Origin of the sequence: Rhodococcus yananensis (genome assembly GCF_020515525.1) — a bacterium.
GTDB lineage: Bacteria > Actinomycetota > Actinomycetes > Mycobacteriales > Mycobacteriaceae > Rhodococcus > Rhodococcus yananensis.
In genome coordinates, this window is record NZ_JAIYEP010000009.1 from 25,154 (window position 1) to 41,758 (window position 16,605).

A 16,605-nucleotide genomic window follows, 5' to 3' on the forward strand; every position below is an offset into this window, starting at 1 on the left:
TCACATTGCTGGTGTTCCGCCACTCACCGCTCGGGAAGTTGTCGGACCAGGACTCCGGTACGCACACGACAGACGGAAAGGTGGGTGGGTGGTATGCCACTGCTGGGACTGGTCGACGGCGTGCGCACGGTCAGCAGCCTGCTGACCGTCGACGAATGGGACGCGCTCAAAGCGGACGTGAGACGGAAACGTCGGCGGCTCAAGCTGCCGTGCGGGTCGGCGGGGCACGCCAAGACCAGCCAGCTCGGCACCCAGTACTTCGCCCACAATGCCGGGGGCGATGGATGCAGTGCGGGAGAAGGCGCCGAGCATCTGCTCGCCAAGAGCATCATCATCCAGGCCGCGCGCGAGGCTGGATGGGAGGCCGAGCCGGAATATCGGGGCGAAGGGTGGATCGCCGACGTGCTGGTCACCAAGTCCGGTGCCCGGGTGGTGTTCGAGGTGCAGTGGAGCCCACAGGCGCCGGAAGAGTTCCTCGCCCGTCAGCAGCGGTACGCGGACGAAGGAATTCGCTGCGCCTGGTTCGCCCGAAAGCCCACCGGGCTGGTTCTGCCCGACCGGAACATCCCCATATTCGGCCTGGACGTGAGAGAAGGCCGGGCTCACACCACTGTCGGCAGCACCGCGATGCCCCTCGCCGACGCAGTCCTCCGGTTGCTGACCGGGCGCATCCAATTCCGCGAGTACCTTGCCAACGGCGAGCCCTCAGAGACCGAACTCGCCTTCCACCTCACCGATTGCTACCGCTGCCGCAAGAAGTTTGTGGTGTGGAACGTCCTCGGGGGCAGGGTAACCGGCGCCTGCGGGCTTGCCCTTCCGTCTCACGTCCCCGATCGCGAAATGTGGTCGCATTCCCGCCCCGAATCCGATCCCGCAGTCGTCGAGACCGCGCAGGTGGTCGCCAAAGCCAATGGCTGGACACCGGCCCGTATCGGCCTGCGCTTCACCCAGACAAGCGACTCCCGGTACATGGCATTCATCTGCCCGCACTGCAACGCCACCAGCGGTGACTTCTTCCTGAAGCAGCAGTTCAGGCACGACGAACCCGACACCATCGCCAGGGGCAGAGGCCCGCGCACCGCCGTCGACCACCCCCACTGGTGCGTCGCGCCCGACGACCAATGCTGCCGTATCCCACCGCAAGAAGTCATCGACTCGCTGCGGCAGCCAGAAGGGCTGTCCGCCGAGCCACAATTCACGGTCAGCGTCACACCCGTCACCAGGTTCAATCGCCGGGCTGTGATTGCGACCATGCTCGGAAATCGCTGGCCGAACTGATGGCCTGTAGACGCCACCGAGCCGAACCCAGATCAGTACCGCCATCCGTATCACGCAGCATCACAGCGCAGCTAGCCCAGCCGAGAAGCGCAAGGTTCCGAAACCCGCCCAACCAGGCCACTTCCGCCGTTGGGTGCGATAACTACACTTATCGACGCCCAGTCATACAGAACCACGAGTGACTGGGTCCGCTTTCCGAATACTGGCTCGCGAGCTCAGTGTAGGTTCTCGGATTCGGTGTCAGTTTCTCAATTTCATGTCAGTCGCCTGTCAGCGGCGTGTCGGTTTCTCAAATTCGTGTCAGTAGCGGGACCCTGAAAAAGTGCCCCGGACCAGCGAGGTTGAGGTCAGGTACGTGCAGGAATCAGGTGATCCTGTCGCGACGACCCTCGCTGCGGCAGATCCCTATCGGATGATCCTGGGCCTGCCGGTACGGAAAGTCCGCAGTCACCCCCATCAGCGCCACTATTCCGGGATGTTCTGGTCGGCCACCAACCGTGGCCACGTCCTCTACGAGAGCCGACTCGAACTGGACCGGTTGTGGCTGGCGGACTACGCACCGGAAGTGGTGCGGATCGCCGCACAGCCGATGTGGCTGTGCGGCCCGGACGGGAAGACCATGCGTCGGCATGCGCCCGATCTGCTGCTCCAACGCACAGACGGCGGATTCACGGTCGTCGACGTCAAACCCGCCGAGTTCGCCCGTCGCGACGCAGTTGCGCAGGTGTTCGCCTGGACCGAACGACTGTGTTCGAGTCGGGGCTGGTCGTATGAAGTGTGGACCGGTGCAAACCCAGTAGTGCTGGCGAACCTCCGAATCCTCGGGGGCGCTCGTCGTAGCGAGTGGATCGACCCCGCGGTGATGAGGGCACTCGACAGCGTCGCAGTGCCCGGGATGACCCTCGACGACCTCGCCGCATCGGTGAACAGGCCCGGCTCGCGAATCGCGGTGCTGGCGAAGCTGTGGTCCGGTCTGTGGTCGGTGGACCTGACGGTGCCGCTGTCCGGACAGTCGCAGGTGTCCGGTGTAAGGAGCACGCCGTGACCAACATCGTCGAACTACGTGCAGGAATCAAGGTCTGGCTCGACGGCTGCTCATGGGAAGTCGTGGCGCTGCAGGGACACGATGTCACCCTCCGGTCCGGAGAGCGGATGCAGCGTGTCGCGGTCACCGAGATCGCGGCACCGGGAACAGCGATCTCACCGCCGGACGACACCGCCTCCGCTGACCCTGCTGCCGTAGTGCTCTCCTCGCTGACCGCAACCCAGATTCAGGAACTGGAAACACGAGCCGAACACGTCCGCGGCATCCTGACCGAGGTTGCGACCTCCGGCGCCGAACTCGAATCGGTGTTGGCCACCAGAGCGGCGGAACTTCACGTCTCTGTGCGCACCCTGTACCGCTGGATCGCCGGATACCGCGCGGCAGGAGTTGCCGGACTCACGGACAGTCGGATCCGTAGCCGCTACGCCACCAGTGTCGATCACCGGTGGGACGCAGCATGTGTGCGGGTGCTCGATAGGTACGTCACCGTCTCGACCCCGACGATCGGCGCGGTCATCGATGCCGTTGCCAAGGACCTGGAAGCAGAATTCGGGCCGGGCATGGTGCCGTTGCCCTCCCTGAGCACGGCATACCGGCGGGTGAAGACATTGTCGAAGGGGCGGCACGCGTTCGGTAGCGCGAAAGGCCGGCGGTCGGTGGCGGACCGGCCCCGCGGTGTCCTCGGCCGACTGCGCGCGACCCGTCCGGGGGAGTACGTGGTGCTCGATACCACCGCGCTGGATGTGTTCGCGATGGAACCGGTCACCATGCGCTGGGTTGGGGTGGAGTTGACCGTGGCGATGGACCTGTTCACCCGCTGCATCCTCGGACTGCGCCTGACACCGCTATCGACGCGGTCCCAGGACGTGGCGAATGTGCTGTACCAGTGCATCACTCCCGCCCGCGACACCGACCCGACTGCGGATCAACTCTGGCCGTATCACGGGGTGCCGCGAAACCTGCTCGTCGGCACCGAGTCCCCGGACGGGATCTCCCAGCGACGCGTCGGGGATCTACCGGCATGTCTGCCCGAGGCGATCGTCGTCGATCACGGCAAGCAGTACCTGTCCTCTCATGTGATCGGAGTCTGCGCCCGACTGGGTATCACCGTTCAGCCGGCGATCCCGCACAAGCCCACCGACAAACCCACCGTCGAACGCTTCTTCCGCACCCTGCGCGAATCACTGCTACAGCACCTGCCCGCCTACAAGGGCCCGGACGTGTACTCACGGGGCAAAGACGTCGAAGACGCCGCGTTCTACTACGCCAGCGAACTCGAGCAGATCATCCGGGAATGGGTGGGCCGGGTCTATCACCACACCCGACATGACGGGCTGTGCGTGCCGGAACTGCCGCGGGTGGGGTTTTCGCCGAGCGAGATGTTCGAGATCGGGGTCGCCAAATCGGGTGGTCTGCTGTTGCCGGCGAATCCGGATCTGGCGTATGAGTTCCTCGATGTGCGTTGGCGTACGATCCAGCACTACGGCGTCGAGGTCGACGGACTGCGTTACGACGGATCCGGGCTCACCTTGTATCGCACCACCCGTTCGCCGTATGGCGGTGTGCACGCCGGCAAGTGGCCGATCTTCGTCGACAATCACGACATCCGGCACGCCTGGTTCCAGGACCCGGACAGCCACCGTTGGCATCAGTTGGTGTGGGAGCACGGCGCTTGCCTGAACCAGCCGTTCAGCAGGGACGCCGCCGACTACGCCAAACGCATCGCCGTGCGCGAGCATCGCCACTTCGATCCCGCCGCCGCGGTACGGGATCTGCTGCTCGCGTGGAGCCGAGACGACGTCGCGACACGCCGCGACCGCGCCCTGGCCCGCCGACTCAGTGCCCACCGCCCGCATCCGGAAACCGAAGGACAGCAGTCCGGTATCGACGACGAACGCGACACTGCGTCCGTGCCGGGCGTCGCCGAGCTGCTCGACGAACTCGCCACCAGTCGAACTCAACGGTTGGAGGTGGTCGACGACGTCGACGTATTCGACCGGTACTACGCGGAGCATCCCGACGAAGACGTGTTCGAGGTGTTCGACGAATGAACCCCTGGGCCACCTGGCTGGCAACGTATGGCACTGTCCGCTACCAGCTCTCCCGCAAACAGGGCTGGCACGCCTTCGTCACCGCCCCACCGCGTGAACCGTTCGAGGTCCTCTCCCGCACCGCGATGTCCCGACTGTCGCAGGAGGAGCTCGAGGACTACAACGAAGCCCGGATGGTGTGGAACGCGAACCTGCCGACGATCAAGACCAGCCAACTCGCCGCCGCCTACGGGATCTGCGATCAGGTGATGGCCTCGGCGTATCGGGACGGCGACAAGCTGCGCGGCTCGGTGGTCATCGACGCCGAACCCGGCCTCGGCAAGACCACCATCGCCACCCGCTATGCCCGCGACGTCCACCGGCGAGTTCTGCGCCGCGACGGACCCCTCACCGTGGAGGGGCATCAACGGTGGCCGGTGGCGTTCATCCCGCTCAGCGCCGGGGTCACCCTCAAAGGCCTCAATCAGCAGATCCTGCGGTTCTACGGCCATCCGGCCGTGGACCGTGCCTCCACCTCGAAACTCGGGGCCTTGGCGGTGGACTGTGTCACCTCCTGCGGTACCCGGTTGATCGTGCTCGACGATCTGCACTTCGTCGACTTCCGGCACCGCAACGGCCTGGAGGTATCGAACCATCTCAAGGGTTTGGCCAACGACATGGCCGCTACCTTCATTTACGTCGGGGTGAATCTGACCGCCAAACGCTTCTTCGACGAAGGCCTGCTCGGCGAGCACACCGTCTACGCCCAGACCAGCCGCCGCGCCACCCGCTGCCCGGTTGCCCCGTTCAGCATCGACACCGACACCGGGATGCGCGGCTGGCTCGCGCTGCTGCGCACCGCCGAAGAACACCTCACCCTCGCCGGCAGCCATGACGGGATGCTGTGCGAGCATGCTCGGCTGCTGCACCGCCGCACCCAGGGGCGGATCGCGTCGTTGACGAATCTGCTCGACCGGATCTCGTATCTCGCGATCGTCACCGGCGTCGAAGCCGTCACTGCTGAGTTGATTACGACCGCGACCGTCGACAATGCCAGCGAATCCGCCGCCCGCACCGGCTGATACCGGCTGGTCCCGCCCTGGCCGGCTCAGTGGTTGGGGAACCACTATGGCCACGATAAGAGTCGACCGGTGGCCGATCACCGTGCAACTACATCCCGCCGAGTATCTGCCGGGCTGGCTGATGCGCGTCGGCTGTCGCTACCAACTGACCCCGATCCAGATTTTGCGCGAGCTCCGTGTGCCGCGGAGCCCGACCGGATATCACCTCGTTCTCGAGCACCTGAGCCTGCACGCTCGGTGGATCGCCGCTCACCTCGGTGTCCCTGCCGGTGACCTGCGCGCCGCCCTGTGGGGCCGGCCGATCGATGCCGCCGCGGCACGGTACCTGGTGCACCACCGCCACATTCGGCCCGACCGGGGAGGATCGCGTTTCTGTGCCCGATGCCTGGCCGAACCCGATCCGTGGTGGCATGCAGGCTGGGCCAATCCGCTGCTGCCGCTCTGTGTACGCCACCAGGTGTATCTGCAGTCGACATGCGAAGGCTGCGGTCAGGTGCCGTGGACAGGAACGGCGTGGATGAGCGCTCTGGCCCCGCCGTGGCAGTGCCCGCAGCGCCATGCTCGCGAACCGCAACGCCCGGGGCGTGTGAGACCGTATCTGCCGATACGACCTGCGTGACGCTGCTGTCCTCGCTGCACCGGCGAAGCTGTGTCATGCCCAGCAGAATCTGATCGAGTTCGCTGCCCTCGCCGACCTTCAGCCGAGCCGACAGTTGCGCTACGGCACCACCGACATGCCCATCACCGAGGTGCTCGACGAGCTGTGCCGTCGATTCGTCGACACGATCGGCTCTCCCGTGCGAGGACCTGGCGACCGGCCTGGACAGTCTGAGCAAGGCGATCCTCCCGCGAGGCAGAACTGGCATGCGACCCGTTGGCCGTTCCAGGCTGGGAGCCAGCCGGCCAGTCTGTGAACGTCCCTTGAGTCGTGACGAGCCGGTCCGAGAATCCGCCAGCCGTCATCATTCGCGACCGTTGTCGGAGTCCGCACTGGCGGAGTAGAACGCGCGTTGTCCCGCTCCCTCCGCTTGATTAATCATGTTTCCTCAATATCATCGTTTTATGACGATGAATGAGCGAGCGACGACCTGCTTCGGTGAAAGTCTCGACTCTGCAGCAGCGTTGTTCCACAGTCTCTCCGACGGCACCCGCCTGGCCATCGTGCGCCGCCTCGCCGCCGGGGAATCCCGAGTAGCGGACCTGGTCGGCGAGCTGGGATTGGCGCAATCGACAGTGTCGGCGCACGTGGCATGCCTGCGGGACTGCGGCCTGGTGCAAGGCCGCCCGCAGGGCCGGCAGGTGTTCTACTCGCTGACCCGACCGGAATTGCTCGACCTGCTCGCCTCGGCCGAAACCCTGCTCGCCGCCACCGGCAACGCCGTCGCGCTGTGCCCCAACTACGGCAGCGACACCGGAGAAAAGCCATGAGTGACGCGTGCGGCTGCGGCCCCGACGAACCCCGCCCCGAGGGCGAGGACGACCACGAGCCCGACAAGTGGTGGCAGGTCACCGAGATCCGAGCCGCCGCCATCGCGGGCCTCCTGCTGATCGCAGCCCTGACCGTCCACGTGACCGGTGGGCCCGATGCTCTCGGAACGGGCCTCGAAGCGGTGGCGCTGATCGTCGCCGGCTACACCTTCGTCCCCGCCACATTGATGCGTCTGGCCCGCGGCAAGATCGGGGTCGGCACCTTGATGACGATCGCCGCAGTCGGCGCCGTGTTGCTCGGCGAGGTCGGCGAAGCCGCGATGCTCGCCTTCCTGTTCGCCATCAGCGAGGGTCTCGAAGAGTACGCGGTCGCCCGCACCCGCCGCGGCCTGCGCGCCCTGCTGAATCTGGTCCCGGACACCGCCACCGTCCTGCGCGGTGGCCGCGAACAGACCGTTCCCCCAGCGGAGTTGGTGCTCGGGGAGATCATGATCGTCAAACCCGGGGAGCGGCTCGCCACCGACGGCACCATCCGCACCGGGCGCACCGCCCTGGACACCTCCGCAATCACGGGGGAATCGGTCCCGGTCGAGGCCGGACCGGGCGCCGAGGTGTTCGCCGGCTCGATCAACGGCACCGGAGTGCTCGAGGTCGAGGTCACCGCCCGGGCGGAGGACAACTCGCTGGCCAAGATCGTGAAGATCGTCGAGGCCGAGCAGTCCCGCAAGGGCGAGGCCCAACGTCTGGCCGACAAGATCGCCACACCCCTGGTCCCGGGGGTGATGGTCGCCGCGGCGCTGATTGCCGCGATCGGCAGCGTGTTCGGTGATCCGCTGGTGTGGATCGAACGCGCCCTGGTGGTGCTGGTTGCCGCGTCCCCGTGTGCGCTGGCCATCGCGATCCCGGTGACCGTGGTCGCCGCGATCGGCGCCGCCTCCAAGCTCGGTGTCCTGGTCAAGGGCGGGGCCGCCCTCGAAGCGTTGGGCCGTATCCGCACCGTCGCGCTGGACAAGACCGGCACCCTGACCCGCAACCGACCCGAGGTCATCGACGTCGCCACCACCGGCGACGCCACCCGCGCCGACGTCATGAACGTCGCCGCCGCACTCGAGGCCCGCAGCGAACACCCCCTCGCCACAGCGATCCTCGCCGCCGTCGACGACTACACACCAGCCGAGGACGTCGATGCGGTCCCCGGCGCCGGACTGACCGGACACCTCGACGGCACCCCCGCCCGTCTGGGCCGGCCGGGGTGGATCGACCCCGGCCCCCTCGCCGCCGATATCGAGCGGATGCAGCACGCCGGAGCCACCGCGGTGCTCATCGAACGCGGCGGCACCCTGATCGGGGCGATCTCGGTGCGCGACGAACTGCGCCCCGAGGCCCGCGACGTGGTTGCTGGGCTACGCCGCGACGGTTACACCGTGGCGATGCTCACCGGCGACAACGAGCGCACCGCACGCGCGTTGGCCGCCGACGTCGGTATCGACGAGGTGCACGCGGACCTGCGTCCGGAGGACAAGGCCCGCATCGTGCACACCCTCCGCAAGACGCGGCCGACGGCGATGGTCGGCGACGGCGTCAACGACGCCCCCGCCTTGGCGACCGCCGACCTGGGTATCGCGATGGGCGCGATGGGCACCGACGTGGCCATCGAGACCGCCGACGTCGCTTTGATGGGTGAGGACCTGCGGCACCTGCCGCAAGCCCTGCAGCATGCCCGGCGGTCACGGACGATCATGTTGCAGAACGTCGGCCTCTCGCTGGCGATCATCACCGTCCTGATGCCGCTGGCGCTGTTCGGGGTGCTCGGGTTGACCGCTGTCGTCCTGGTTCACGAGGTCGCCGAGATCATCGTGATCGCCAACGGGGTCCGCGCCGGCCGTGCCCGCGCCCTCGCCGACTCGTCGCCGGGCACGCCCGCACCGATGTCGGCGTCGGCGGCCAGCGCATGACCGGCACAGCGATCTCGAGAGCGCGGCGGTCGCGGCGCCTGCTGCTCGTTGTTGTCGCCGGGTTGCTCGCGGTCGCGTTGGTCGTCGATCCCCTCGCCCGGCAGGCCCTGGCCGGGGGCCGCAGCATCGACCTCGAAGTACTGCAACTGCGGCTGGCCTACAACACCGGGGTGGCGTTCAGCATGGGGGATCACGTGCCGAGCCCGGTGTTGCTCACAGTGACCGGACTGATCACCGCCGCGATCGCGGTATATGCCTGGCGGACCGCCCCTGCCAGTAGTTGGCTCACCGTCGTGGGGCTCGCGGCGCTTTTCGCCGGCGCCGCCGCCAACGTCGTCGACCGCACCCTCGACGGGAGGGTCACCGACTATCTGCACACCGGCTGGTTCCCCACCTTCAACCTCGCCGACACCTTCCTCACGTGCGGTGTCGCTCTGCTGCTCGTGTCCTTGTTCGTCGATGCTCGCACTGAAGCCAAGGAGTCCGCGCCATGACCGCGATGCCCACCGCCCTCCGCGCCGCCTATACCGCCGAGATGACAGCCGCCCGCACCACGTCCATGGGCACCGAGCGGTGGGCGCACCTCGAGCGCGCGCACATCCTGTCCCAGCCCTATCCGTGGCCGCACACCCGCAACCACATCGCCATGCTCGGCCTTGCCCTGCGCCAACGTGACCGCCGCGAGGCCCTCGGCCAGGTGGTGCGAATCATCGTCGCCGCTCCCGGATCCGCGCTGGGCCGCTATCCCGAGAGCAACACCGGCCGTGCCCGCGCCGGGCTCATGACGCCGATGCCCATCCCTGAGGACCTGGCGCAGACCATCGCCCGTGCCATCTGAATATGCTGCGCTGCACCACGGCCGGCCCTCCACGGAGAGCGGCGGATCCAGTGGTCCCGGCACGCTGAAAAGGCGTGCTCGGTGAGGAGTTCGGAATGCCCGCGAGAGCGCCATACGCGTCACGAACTGGGGTTTTGCGACCAATTTTGGGCAGACTTCTCCCCCAGAAGTTTTGGGTGCGTTTTCGCTACTTGCTCTGCTTGCGCTGCGCCTTGGCAAGTCGGACGGCGCGTTCATTCGCTTTGTCCGACACCAGGGGCAGTACCCACACCAGGCCGCGGCCGAGTGCAAGGAGCAGAGCGGGAGCGAACAGATGTTCCGCGACAGTTGCGAGCATCGACGCCACCTCCGCTTCTGGGGTGGTGCCCAGAGAGTCCTGGGCATTGACCGCAGCGGAGGTTTCCGCTGCGGAGTTCGGGGGCGCCGTCGGCGACGCCGAGAAATCCGGTGCTCCGTTCGCCAAAGCGAAGTCGGGTGCCGGACACGCTGGGTGTTACGGGAGTTCCTGCGGGGTCAGCTGCGGTCGATGTGCTTCTGGGCTGTGTCGAGCACGTCTCCGACTGCGAACAGATGGCCGCGGTGTCGTCCTGCCGGTGTGAGGTGCCCGCGCGTCACCCAGCTACGAATAGTGGAGGGGGCGACGTCGAGGAGTCGGGCGGCTTCGGCAGTAGTGATCAACCGGTTGTGGTACTTCTTCGGCAGGTACAGCACCGGACCCGACAGAGGGGGCCTATTTGTCCTGCTGCGGGTCAGGTGTTTGACCTGCCAAAGTTCGTCTCGGTCGTACAGCGCCGCTCGCCCACGACTGCCGATTCTCTGTAGGTATCCGCGCGAGGCCCACTTGCGGATGGTGGCCGGTCGTATCCTCAGGGCCTCCGCTGCTTCCGCGACAGTGAGGAGTTGCGGAAGTGCATCGGCGGACGTCAAGCGACGCGGTCGGGGCAGGGCGGGCGCAGTCGCAGATGGCTGCGGCTCTGTGATTGGGTCCAGAGTCGTGAGCGGGCGCCCAGGCGTCCGGGTGAAGGAGTCCCTCACCTGCTGGGCTAGAGATGCGTCCAGCATCGACGATGCCGACTTCACGAATTCGCCTCGTGCCTTGAGCCGATGAAGTAGTTCCTTGCTCGGAACGTCGAGTTCTTTGGCTAGTTCGTGTACTCGGATACCTGTCACGAGTGCATCCTCACCTGGCGAGAAGAGCCGTGTCGGCTCGAATGAGCCCGGTAGAAGTGTGACACTGCGTCAGGTGACGGAGAGTGCGATCTGAACACTGACGGCTTCTTCGCTGATCAGGGCATAAAAATACCCCAGGTGAACCTGGGGTGATTTGATTTTGGGCGCACGAGTACGACCACTTGAGATTGTGCGGAAAAACGCGACGGTTGTCAACCGACGCACGAAAGACCACCGAGGTGGTGTGATCGCCACGTCGGAAACACGTCCCCACCACAGTCCACACGGTCGAGGTGTGCACGTTCTTGTTGTACGAGAGAGGAACGCTCACTCGGCCAATGCGGCTACTGCACTGGTGACAGCTCCACCTGCGAGACGGTGAGCGATTCCAAAGCGGCGATCCCGACAGGCTCGGCGGTGGCCAGCGGAATCACCGCGTACCGATCGGTGAGTTCGTCCCGGACCGTGTCGATCTGCTCGAATTCGGCGACCGCTCGCAACCGCAGCAGCGGCGCGGTGGGCGCCGCCGCGGCCAGGGAATTGTTGACCACCCACGCCCACGGTGCGATACCGGCGCGCCGCAAATCATCCTGCAAACCGGCCGCCTCGAGCACCGGGGTGGTCTCGGCAAGAGTGACCAGCACGATCTTGGTCTGCGCGGGGTCCTGCAGCCGCATCAGCGGGGTGGTGAAGCGCCCGCCATCGCCCATCTGCCGGGCGATCTCCCGGTGATACGACCCGGTCGCATCGAGCAACAGCAGGGTATGCCCGGTGGGGGCGGTATCGACGACGACGAACTTGCGGCGTGATTCGTGAATCACCTTCGAAAAGGCCTGGAACACCGCGACCTCCTCGGTGCACGGGGAGAGCAGGTCCTCGGCGAGAGTGGCGCGGCCGGCCTCATCGAGCCCGGCGCCCTTGGTAGCCAGCACCTGGTCTCGGTAGGTCTCGCTCGCCTCATGAGGGTCGATGCGGGACACCTCGAGGTGATCGAGCTCCCCGGCGAGAGTCTCGGTCAGATGCGCGGCGGGGTCGGTGGTGGTCAGATGCACATCGTGGCCACGGCAGGCCAGGGCCACCGCGATCGCGGCGGCAACAGTGGTTTTGCCGACCCCGCCTTTGCCCATGCACATCACCAGTCCGGGCCCGTCGGCCTCGATCGCATCGACCAGATCCGCTAACGGGGCCTCGGCGACCGCGGCAAGCCCCGGATCGGTCCCGGTGGTCATTGCCGTGGTGGTGGTGGTGGTGTCGAACAGGGTGCTCAAAGCGTCGAGGCCGACCATGTTGACCGGCTTGAGTTCCACCAGATCGGTGGGCAGCGCGGCGATCGCGGCGCCGCGACCCGCCAGTGCGGCCTGTTCACGCTGGTACACGGCGGTAGCCAGCGGGTCGGTGTCGTCGGCCGGGTCGGGCAGCACGCCGTTGACGACCACATGCTGTCTCGTCATGCCGATCGCGGCGAGTTCGCTGTGGGTGCGGGCGATCTCGGCCAGAGCGGCGCGGTTCGCGCGTGCCACGAGCACCAGGCGGGTGCGGCCGGGGTCTGACAACGCCTCGACCGCGCCGGCGTACATGGCTTTCTGCTTGTCGAGCCCGGCCAGCGGTCCGAGGCAGGACGCGTCGCCTTTGCCGTGGTCGAGGAATTCGGTCCAGTTACCGGGCAGTTGCAGCAGCCGGATGGTATGGCCGGTGGGGGCGGTGTCGAACAGCACGTGATCGAACCCGGCGACCCGGCCGTCGGGATCGGTAAGCAGCGAGGTGAATTCGTCGAACGAGGCGACTTCGGTGGTGCACGAGCCGGACAGCTGTTCGGTGATCGAGGCGATCTCCGCCTCCGGGAGCAGTCCGCGGACAGGGCCGACGATCCGTTCGCGGTAGGCGGCGGCGGCCTCCTCGGGGTCGATCTCGAGCGCGCAGAGCCCCGGCACCGCGGGGACCTCGGTGATCGTGTTGCCGATGCTCAGACCGAAGACCTGCCCGACATTGGAGGCGGGGTCGGTCGAGACGAGCAGCACCTTCTTTCCGGCCCGGGCCAGGCGCACCGCCGACGCGCACGCGATGGAGGTCTTACCGACCCCACCTTTACCGGTGAAGAACACGAACCGGGGCGGGTCGGTCAGGAACGTGAGGTCGGCGGCAGCCATGAAAACAGGTACTCCTCGTCGGACGGGTATCGGCGGGCGGGATACGGATCTACATGGTCAGCAGCAGGTGGACTCGCCCGGGGTGCAGCAGGAGTCGCTGTCGTCGGCGAGCCCGAGCATCGTCACCCCGGACGGCGGCGCGGGTACCTCGAGGCCGGCCCAGGTGGCGAGCTCGGTGCGGGTCGGGTAGCGCCCGGTAGCGACGGTGACGTCGTCGACGAGCACGAGCGGCAGCCCGTCCGATCCGGCGAGTTCGAGGAATTTCTTGACGGTCTCGTTGTGGGCGAACGCGAGCGGGTCGTTGGCCAGGTTGTGGCGGGTGATGGCGGCGCCCTGCTCGGTCAGCGCGGCCATGTCGGCGGTGAAGGTGACCAGGTTCTGGTCGAGGTCCTCGCCGCACACGCCGGTGTTGCAGCACAGGGCCGGTTCGAAGACTGCGATGGTGCTCATAGGTATCAGGTATTCCTTCAGTGCTCGAGGGCGAACAGAGTTTCCGGGACGAACTCGGTTATCGGGCGTCGGCGTCGGAAAGCAGCCGGGTAGCGAGCTCCTCGACGCGGACGGCGATGTCATCGCGCACCAGGCGCATCCGCTCGATGCCGTCGATGCCGCGCTCGGACGGCTCATCGGTGTCCCAGTTCTCCACGCGTACCCCGGTGGGCGCATCGACGCGGGCTTCGCCGCCGAGGGTGACCACCAGGTCGACTTCGGTGAGGAGCTGCGGGTCGATCGGCTTGGGATACTCACCTGCGATGGGGGCGCCGACCTCGCCGAGGACCTGCATCGACAGTGCGTTCAGCGACGATCCGGGCGTGGTGCCGGCGGAATGGACAGCGATCCGGTCGCCTGTGGTCTTACGCATGAGGGCGGCAGCCATCTGGGATTTGCCGCCGTTCTTGACACACACGAACAGCACCGAAGCAGTGGGCACGAGAGTGGTCCTTCCCGAGGTTCTCGGATTGACTACTGAATTGATGACAGTCAATATAGACGCATGTCGAATCAGCTGTCGAGTGAGACCGAGCCGTGCTGCCCACCGCTCGCACGGGAGCCTCTCACCTCCGATTGGGCCGGCGATCTGGCCCGCATGTTCAAAGCGCTCGGTGATCCGGTGCGGCTGCGCATGCTCAGCATGATCGCCAGCCACCAGGGCGGGGAGAGCTGTGTGTGCGACATCAGCCCCGCCTTCGACCTGTCGCAACCGACCATCTCACATCACCTCAAGGTGCTGCGCGAAGCCGGACTGCTCGACTGTGAGCGCCGCGGCACCTGGGTGTACTACCGGGTGATCCCCGCCGCCCTCGAGCAACTCTCCGCGGTGCTCGCCACCGAATCCGGGGTGTTGCCAGGGTCGGCCTGCACCTGCACCTGCGCCCCGACCGAAGCCCTTCAGGAGATCGTCTCGTGACCACCACCGAACACCGGTCCGTCGCCGGCAAGATGTCGGTCCTCGACCGGTTCCTGGCCGTGTGGATCGGCATCGCCATGGTCGCCGGTCTGCTGCTCGGCCGCCTCATACCTGGGCTCGGCGACGCACTGAGCGTCATCGAGATCGACAACATCTCCCTGCCGATCGCCCTCGGTCTGTTGATCATGATGTACCCGGTGCTCGCGAAGGTGCGCTACGACCGCCTCGACACCGTCACGGGCGATCGCAAGCTGCTGATCTCCTCGCTGATCCTCAACTGGGTGCTCGGCCCGGCATTGATGTTCGCCCTCGCCTGGCTGCTGCTGCCCGACCTGCCCGAGTATCGCACCGGCCTGATCATCGTCGGCCTGGCTCGCTGCATCGCGATGGTCATCATCTGGAACGACCTCGCCTGCGGCGACCGCGAAGCCGCCGCCGTACTGGTTGCGATCAACTCGATGTTCCAGGTGATCATGTTCGCGGTGCTCGGCTGGTTCTACCTGTCGGTCCTGCCCGGCTGGCTCGGTCTCGAACAGACCACCCTCGATGTCTCGCCGTGGCAGATCGCCAAGTCGGTGCTGATCTTCCTCGGTATCCCGCTCGTCGCCGGTTTCTTGACCCGCCATTTCGGCGAGAAGGCCAAGGGCCGCGAGTGGTACGAGGAGACGTTCCTGCCGAAGATCGGTCCGTGGGCGCTCTACGGGCTGCTGTTCACGATCGTGATCCTGTTCGCGCTGCAGGGCGAGCAGATCACCTCGCAGCCGTGGGACGTGGTGCGGATTGCGTTGCCGCTGCTCGCGTACTTCATCCTCATGTGGGGCGGCGGGTTCCTGTTCGGTGCGGCGGTCGGGCTCGGTTACGAGCGCACCACCACGCTCGCGTTCACCGCCGCCGGAAACAACTTCGAGCTCGCCATCGCCGTCGCGATCGGCACCTTCGGGGTCACCTCCGGTCAGGCGTTGGCCGGGGTGGTGGGCCCGCTCATCGAGGTGCCCGTTCTTGTTGCTCTGATCTACGTCTCGCTTGCTCTGCGGAAGCGTTTCACCCGTTCGTCTGCCCCCGCTGTGTCGTAAGGACCGCCCACGTCAGGAGATGTCGATGTCCCAGCACGCTGCTCAGCCGGAACTACTGATGCCTCAGGCGGTGCTGCACCGCAGCGCCGAACATCTCGCCGAGAAGTATGCCGGGGTGTTCTCGGCGCAGACCGTCGAGCGGATGGTGTTCGAGTCGTATGCGGCGCTGCGGCGCACCGCCAAGATCCACACTCACCTGCCCTCGCTGGCCACCCGCTTCGCGGGCGAACGCCTCACGGCTCTGGCGCAGGCCGAGGGCGCCGTGCCGAAGGATGTGCCGGAGGTGCTGTTCGTGTGCGTGCGCAACAGCGGACGCTCGCAGATGGCCGCGGCACTGCTGGCCCATCACGGCGCCGGGCGGGTGCACGTGCGCTCCGCCGGATCGGCTCCTGCGGCGGCGATTCATCCTGTCGTGGTCGAGGCGATGGCCGAGATCGGGCTCGATCTCGGTGCCGAATATCCCAAACCCCTGACCGACGATGTGGTGGCAGCCGCCGATGTGGTGATCACCATGGGGTGCGGTGATGCGTGCGCGGTGTATCCGGGTAAGCGCTACCTCGACTGGTCGTTGATCGATCCGGACGACGAGTCGCTGGGCACGGTGCGCACCATCCGCGACGATATCGACACTCGCGTGCGGGCTTTGCTGGCGGAACTCGACACCGTTTCTGCCTGAATTCGCTTCGAAAGGACGTCTGTTTTCATGACCACTGATTCCTCGACCGACCGCACACCCTCGGTGTTGTTCGTGTGTGTGCACAACGCGGGCCGTTCCCAGATGGCCGCGGGGTTCCTCACTGCGCTGGTCGGCGACCGGGTCGAGGTCCGCTCCGCAGGCTCTGCTCCGGCCGAGCAGGTCAACCCGGCCGCCGTCGAGGCGATGGCCGAGGTGGGTATCGACATTTCCGCGCAGAACCCGAAGATTCTCACCGTCGATGCGGTGCAGGCCTCCGATGTGGTGATCACGATGGGGTGCGGCGACACGTGCCCGGTGTTTCCGGGCACCTCGTATCGGGATTGGGTGCTCGAGGATCCAGCCGGTCGAGGGGTCGAGGCGGTGCGTCCGATCCGCGACGAGATCAAAGTCAAGGTGGAGGCGCTGATCGCCGAGCTCGTTCCCGACGGCGCCCACGCCTGACAGGGGTGGGCGC

General features: G+C 66.6%; 18 protein-coding genes. 13 read left to right on the forward strand and 5 right to left on the reverse strand.

The annotated features are described in order from the left end of the window. Positions 1-93 precede the first annotated feature (93 nt). The 9 genes from LDQ05_RS03750 to LDQ05_RS03790 all read left to right on the forward strand — a co-directional run bounded on the left by LDQ05_RS03750 (position 94) and on the right by LDQ05_RS03790 (position 9,656). Positions 94-1,278 carry a competence protein CoiA gene (locus LDQ05_RS03750; protein WP_226435561.1) on the forward strand — a complete coding sequence of 395 codons (1,185 nt, stop codon included), beginning with the start codon at positions 94-96 and terminating at the stop codon, positions 1,276-1,278. Positions 1,279-1,633: 355 nt separating this feature from the next. Continuing rightward, complete coding sequence (locus LDQ05_RS03755) at positions 1,634-2,323, forward strand: TnsA-like heteromeric transposase endonuclease subunit (protein WP_226435562.1); 690 nt, start codon at positions 1,634-1,636, stop codon at positions 2,321-2,323. Continuing rightward, positions 2,320-4,374: a TnsB C-terminal domain-containing protein gene (locus LDQ05_RS03760; protein ID WP_213251206.1), complete on the forward strand. Its 2,055-nt coding sequence runs from the start codon at positions 2,320-2,322 to the stop codon at positions 4,372-4,374. The genes LDQ05_RS03755 and LDQ05_RS03760 overlap by 4 nt, the downstream gene beginning before the upstream one ends. Then, the gene (locus LDQ05_RS03765; RefSeq protein WP_059384188.1) at positions 4,371-5,435 is read left to right on the forward strand and encodes an ATP-binding protein; all 1,065 of its coding nucleotides are present in this window, start codon (positions 4,371-4,373) and stop codon (positions 5,433-5,435) included. The genes LDQ05_RS03760 and LDQ05_RS03765 overlap by 4 nt, the downstream gene beginning before the upstream one ends. 46 nt (positions 5,436-5,481) lie before the next feature. After that, positions 5,482-6,054, forward strand: coding sequence for a TniQ family protein (locus LDQ05_RS03770; RefSeq protein ID WP_226435563.1), 573 nt, complete (start codon positions 5,482-5,484; stop codon positions 6,052-6,054). Positions 6,055-6,497: 443 nt separating this feature from the next. Beyond that, positions 6,498-6,863, forward strand: coding sequence for an ArsR/SmtB family transcription factor (locus tag LDQ05_RS03775; RefSeq protein ID WP_169687515.1), 366 nt, complete (start codon positions 6,498-6,500; stop codon positions 6,861-6,863). Then, the gene (locus LDQ05_RS03780; protein WP_226435564.1) at positions 6,860-8,818 is read left to right on the forward strand and encodes a heavy metal translocating P-type ATPase; all 1,959 of its coding nucleotides are present in this window, start codon (positions 6,860-6,862) and stop codon (positions 8,816-8,818) included. Before LDQ05_RS03775 ends, LDQ05_RS03780 begins: the two co-directional genes overlap by 4 nt. Next, positions 8,815-9,312 (forward strand): signal peptidase II, encoded by a 498-nt coding sequence (gene lspA / locus LDQ05_RS03785; RefSeq protein WP_226435565.1) that lies wholly within the window; start codon positions 8,815-8,817, stop codon positions 9,310-9,312. Before LDQ05_RS03780 ends, lspA begins: the two co-directional genes overlap by 4 nt. After that, complete coding sequence (locus LDQ05_RS03790) at positions 9,309-9,656, forward strand: DUF3703 domain-containing protein (RefSeq protein WP_226435566.1); 348 nt, start codon at positions 9,309-9,311, stop codon at positions 9,654-9,656. The genes lspA and LDQ05_RS03790 overlap by 4 nt, the downstream gene beginning before the upstream one ends. 187 nt (positions 9,657-9,843) lie before the next feature. On the opposite strand, the gene LDQ05_RS03795 is transcribed toward LDQ05_RS03790, so the two are convergent. The 5 genes from LDQ05_RS03795 to LDQ05_RS03820 all read right to left on the reverse strand — a co-directional run bounded on the left by LDQ05_RS03795 (position 9,844) and on the right by LDQ05_RS03820 (position 13,904). Then, complete coding sequence (locus LDQ05_RS03795) at positions 9,844-10,119, reverse strand: hypothetical protein (RefSeq protein WP_226435567.1); 276 nt, start codon at positions 10,117-10,119, stop codon at positions 9,844-9,846. A 50-nt stretch (positions 10,120-10,169) separates the two neighbouring features. Then, complete coding sequence (locus LDQ05_RS19920; RefSeq protein ID WP_372461029.1) at positions 10,170-10,826, reverse strand: translation initiation factor IF-2 N-terminal domain-containing protein; 657 nt, start codon at positions 10,824-10,826, stop codon at positions 10,170-10,172. A gap of 344 nt (positions 10,827-11,170) precedes the next feature. Next, positions 11,171-12,973 carry an arsenical pump-driving ATPase gene (gene arsA, locus LDQ05_RS03810; RefSeq protein WP_226435568.1) on the reverse strand — a complete coding sequence of 601 codons (1,803 nt, stop codon included), beginning with the start codon at positions 12,971-12,973 and terminating at the stop codon, positions 11,171-11,173. Between the two features lie 57 nt (positions 12,974-13,030). After that, the gene (arsD, locus tag LDQ05_RS03815; RefSeq protein ID WP_064063745.1) at positions 13,031-13,423 is read right to left on the reverse strand and encodes an arsenite efflux transporter metallochaperone ArsD; all 393 of its coding nucleotides are present in this window, start codon (positions 13,421-13,423) and stop codon (positions 13,031-13,033) included. A 58-nt stretch (positions 13,424-13,481) separates the two neighbouring features. After that, positions 13,482-13,904, reverse strand: a complete 423-nt coding sequence (locus tag LDQ05_RS03820) for an arsenate-mycothiol transferase ArsC (protein ID WP_064063744.1) — start codon at positions 13,902-13,904, stop codon at positions 13,482-13,484. Positions 13,905-13,967: 63 nt separating this feature from the next. On the opposite strand from LDQ05_RS03820, the gene LDQ05_RS03825 reads away from it, so the two are divergent. The 4 genes from LDQ05_RS03825 to LDQ05_RS03840 are packed head-to-tail and all read left to right on the forward strand — an operon-like array spanning position 13,968 to position 16,592. Then, on the forward strand, positions 13,968-14,381 hold the full coding sequence (locus LDQ05_RS03825; protein WP_064063743.1) for an ArsR/SmtB family transcription factor: 414 nt from the start codon (positions 13,968-13,970) through the stop codon (positions 14,379-14,381). A 32-nt stretch (positions 14,382-14,413) separates the two neighbouring features. Further along, positions 14,414-15,454 (forward strand): ACR3 family arsenite efflux transporter, encoded by a 1,041-nt coding sequence (arsB, locus tag LDQ05_RS03830; protein ID WP_064063801.1) that lies wholly within the window; start codon positions 14,414-14,416, stop codon positions 15,452-15,454. Positions 15,455-15,479: 25 nt separating this feature from the next. After that, the gene (locus LDQ05_RS03835) at positions 15,480-16,130 is read left to right on the forward strand and encodes an arsenate reductase/protein-tyrosine-phosphatase family protein (protein ID WP_226435569.1); all 651 of its coding nucleotides are present in this window, start codon (positions 15,480-15,482) and stop codon (positions 16,128-16,130) included. Positions 16,131-16,157: 27 nt separating this feature from the next. Then, positions 16,158-16,592 carry an arsenate reductase ArsC gene (locus LDQ05_RS03840; protein ID WP_226435570.1) on the forward strand — a complete coding sequence of 145 codons (435 nt, stop codon included), beginning with the start codon at positions 16,158-16,160 and terminating at the stop codon, positions 16,590-16,592. Positions 16,593-16,605: the final 13 nt, after the last annotated feature.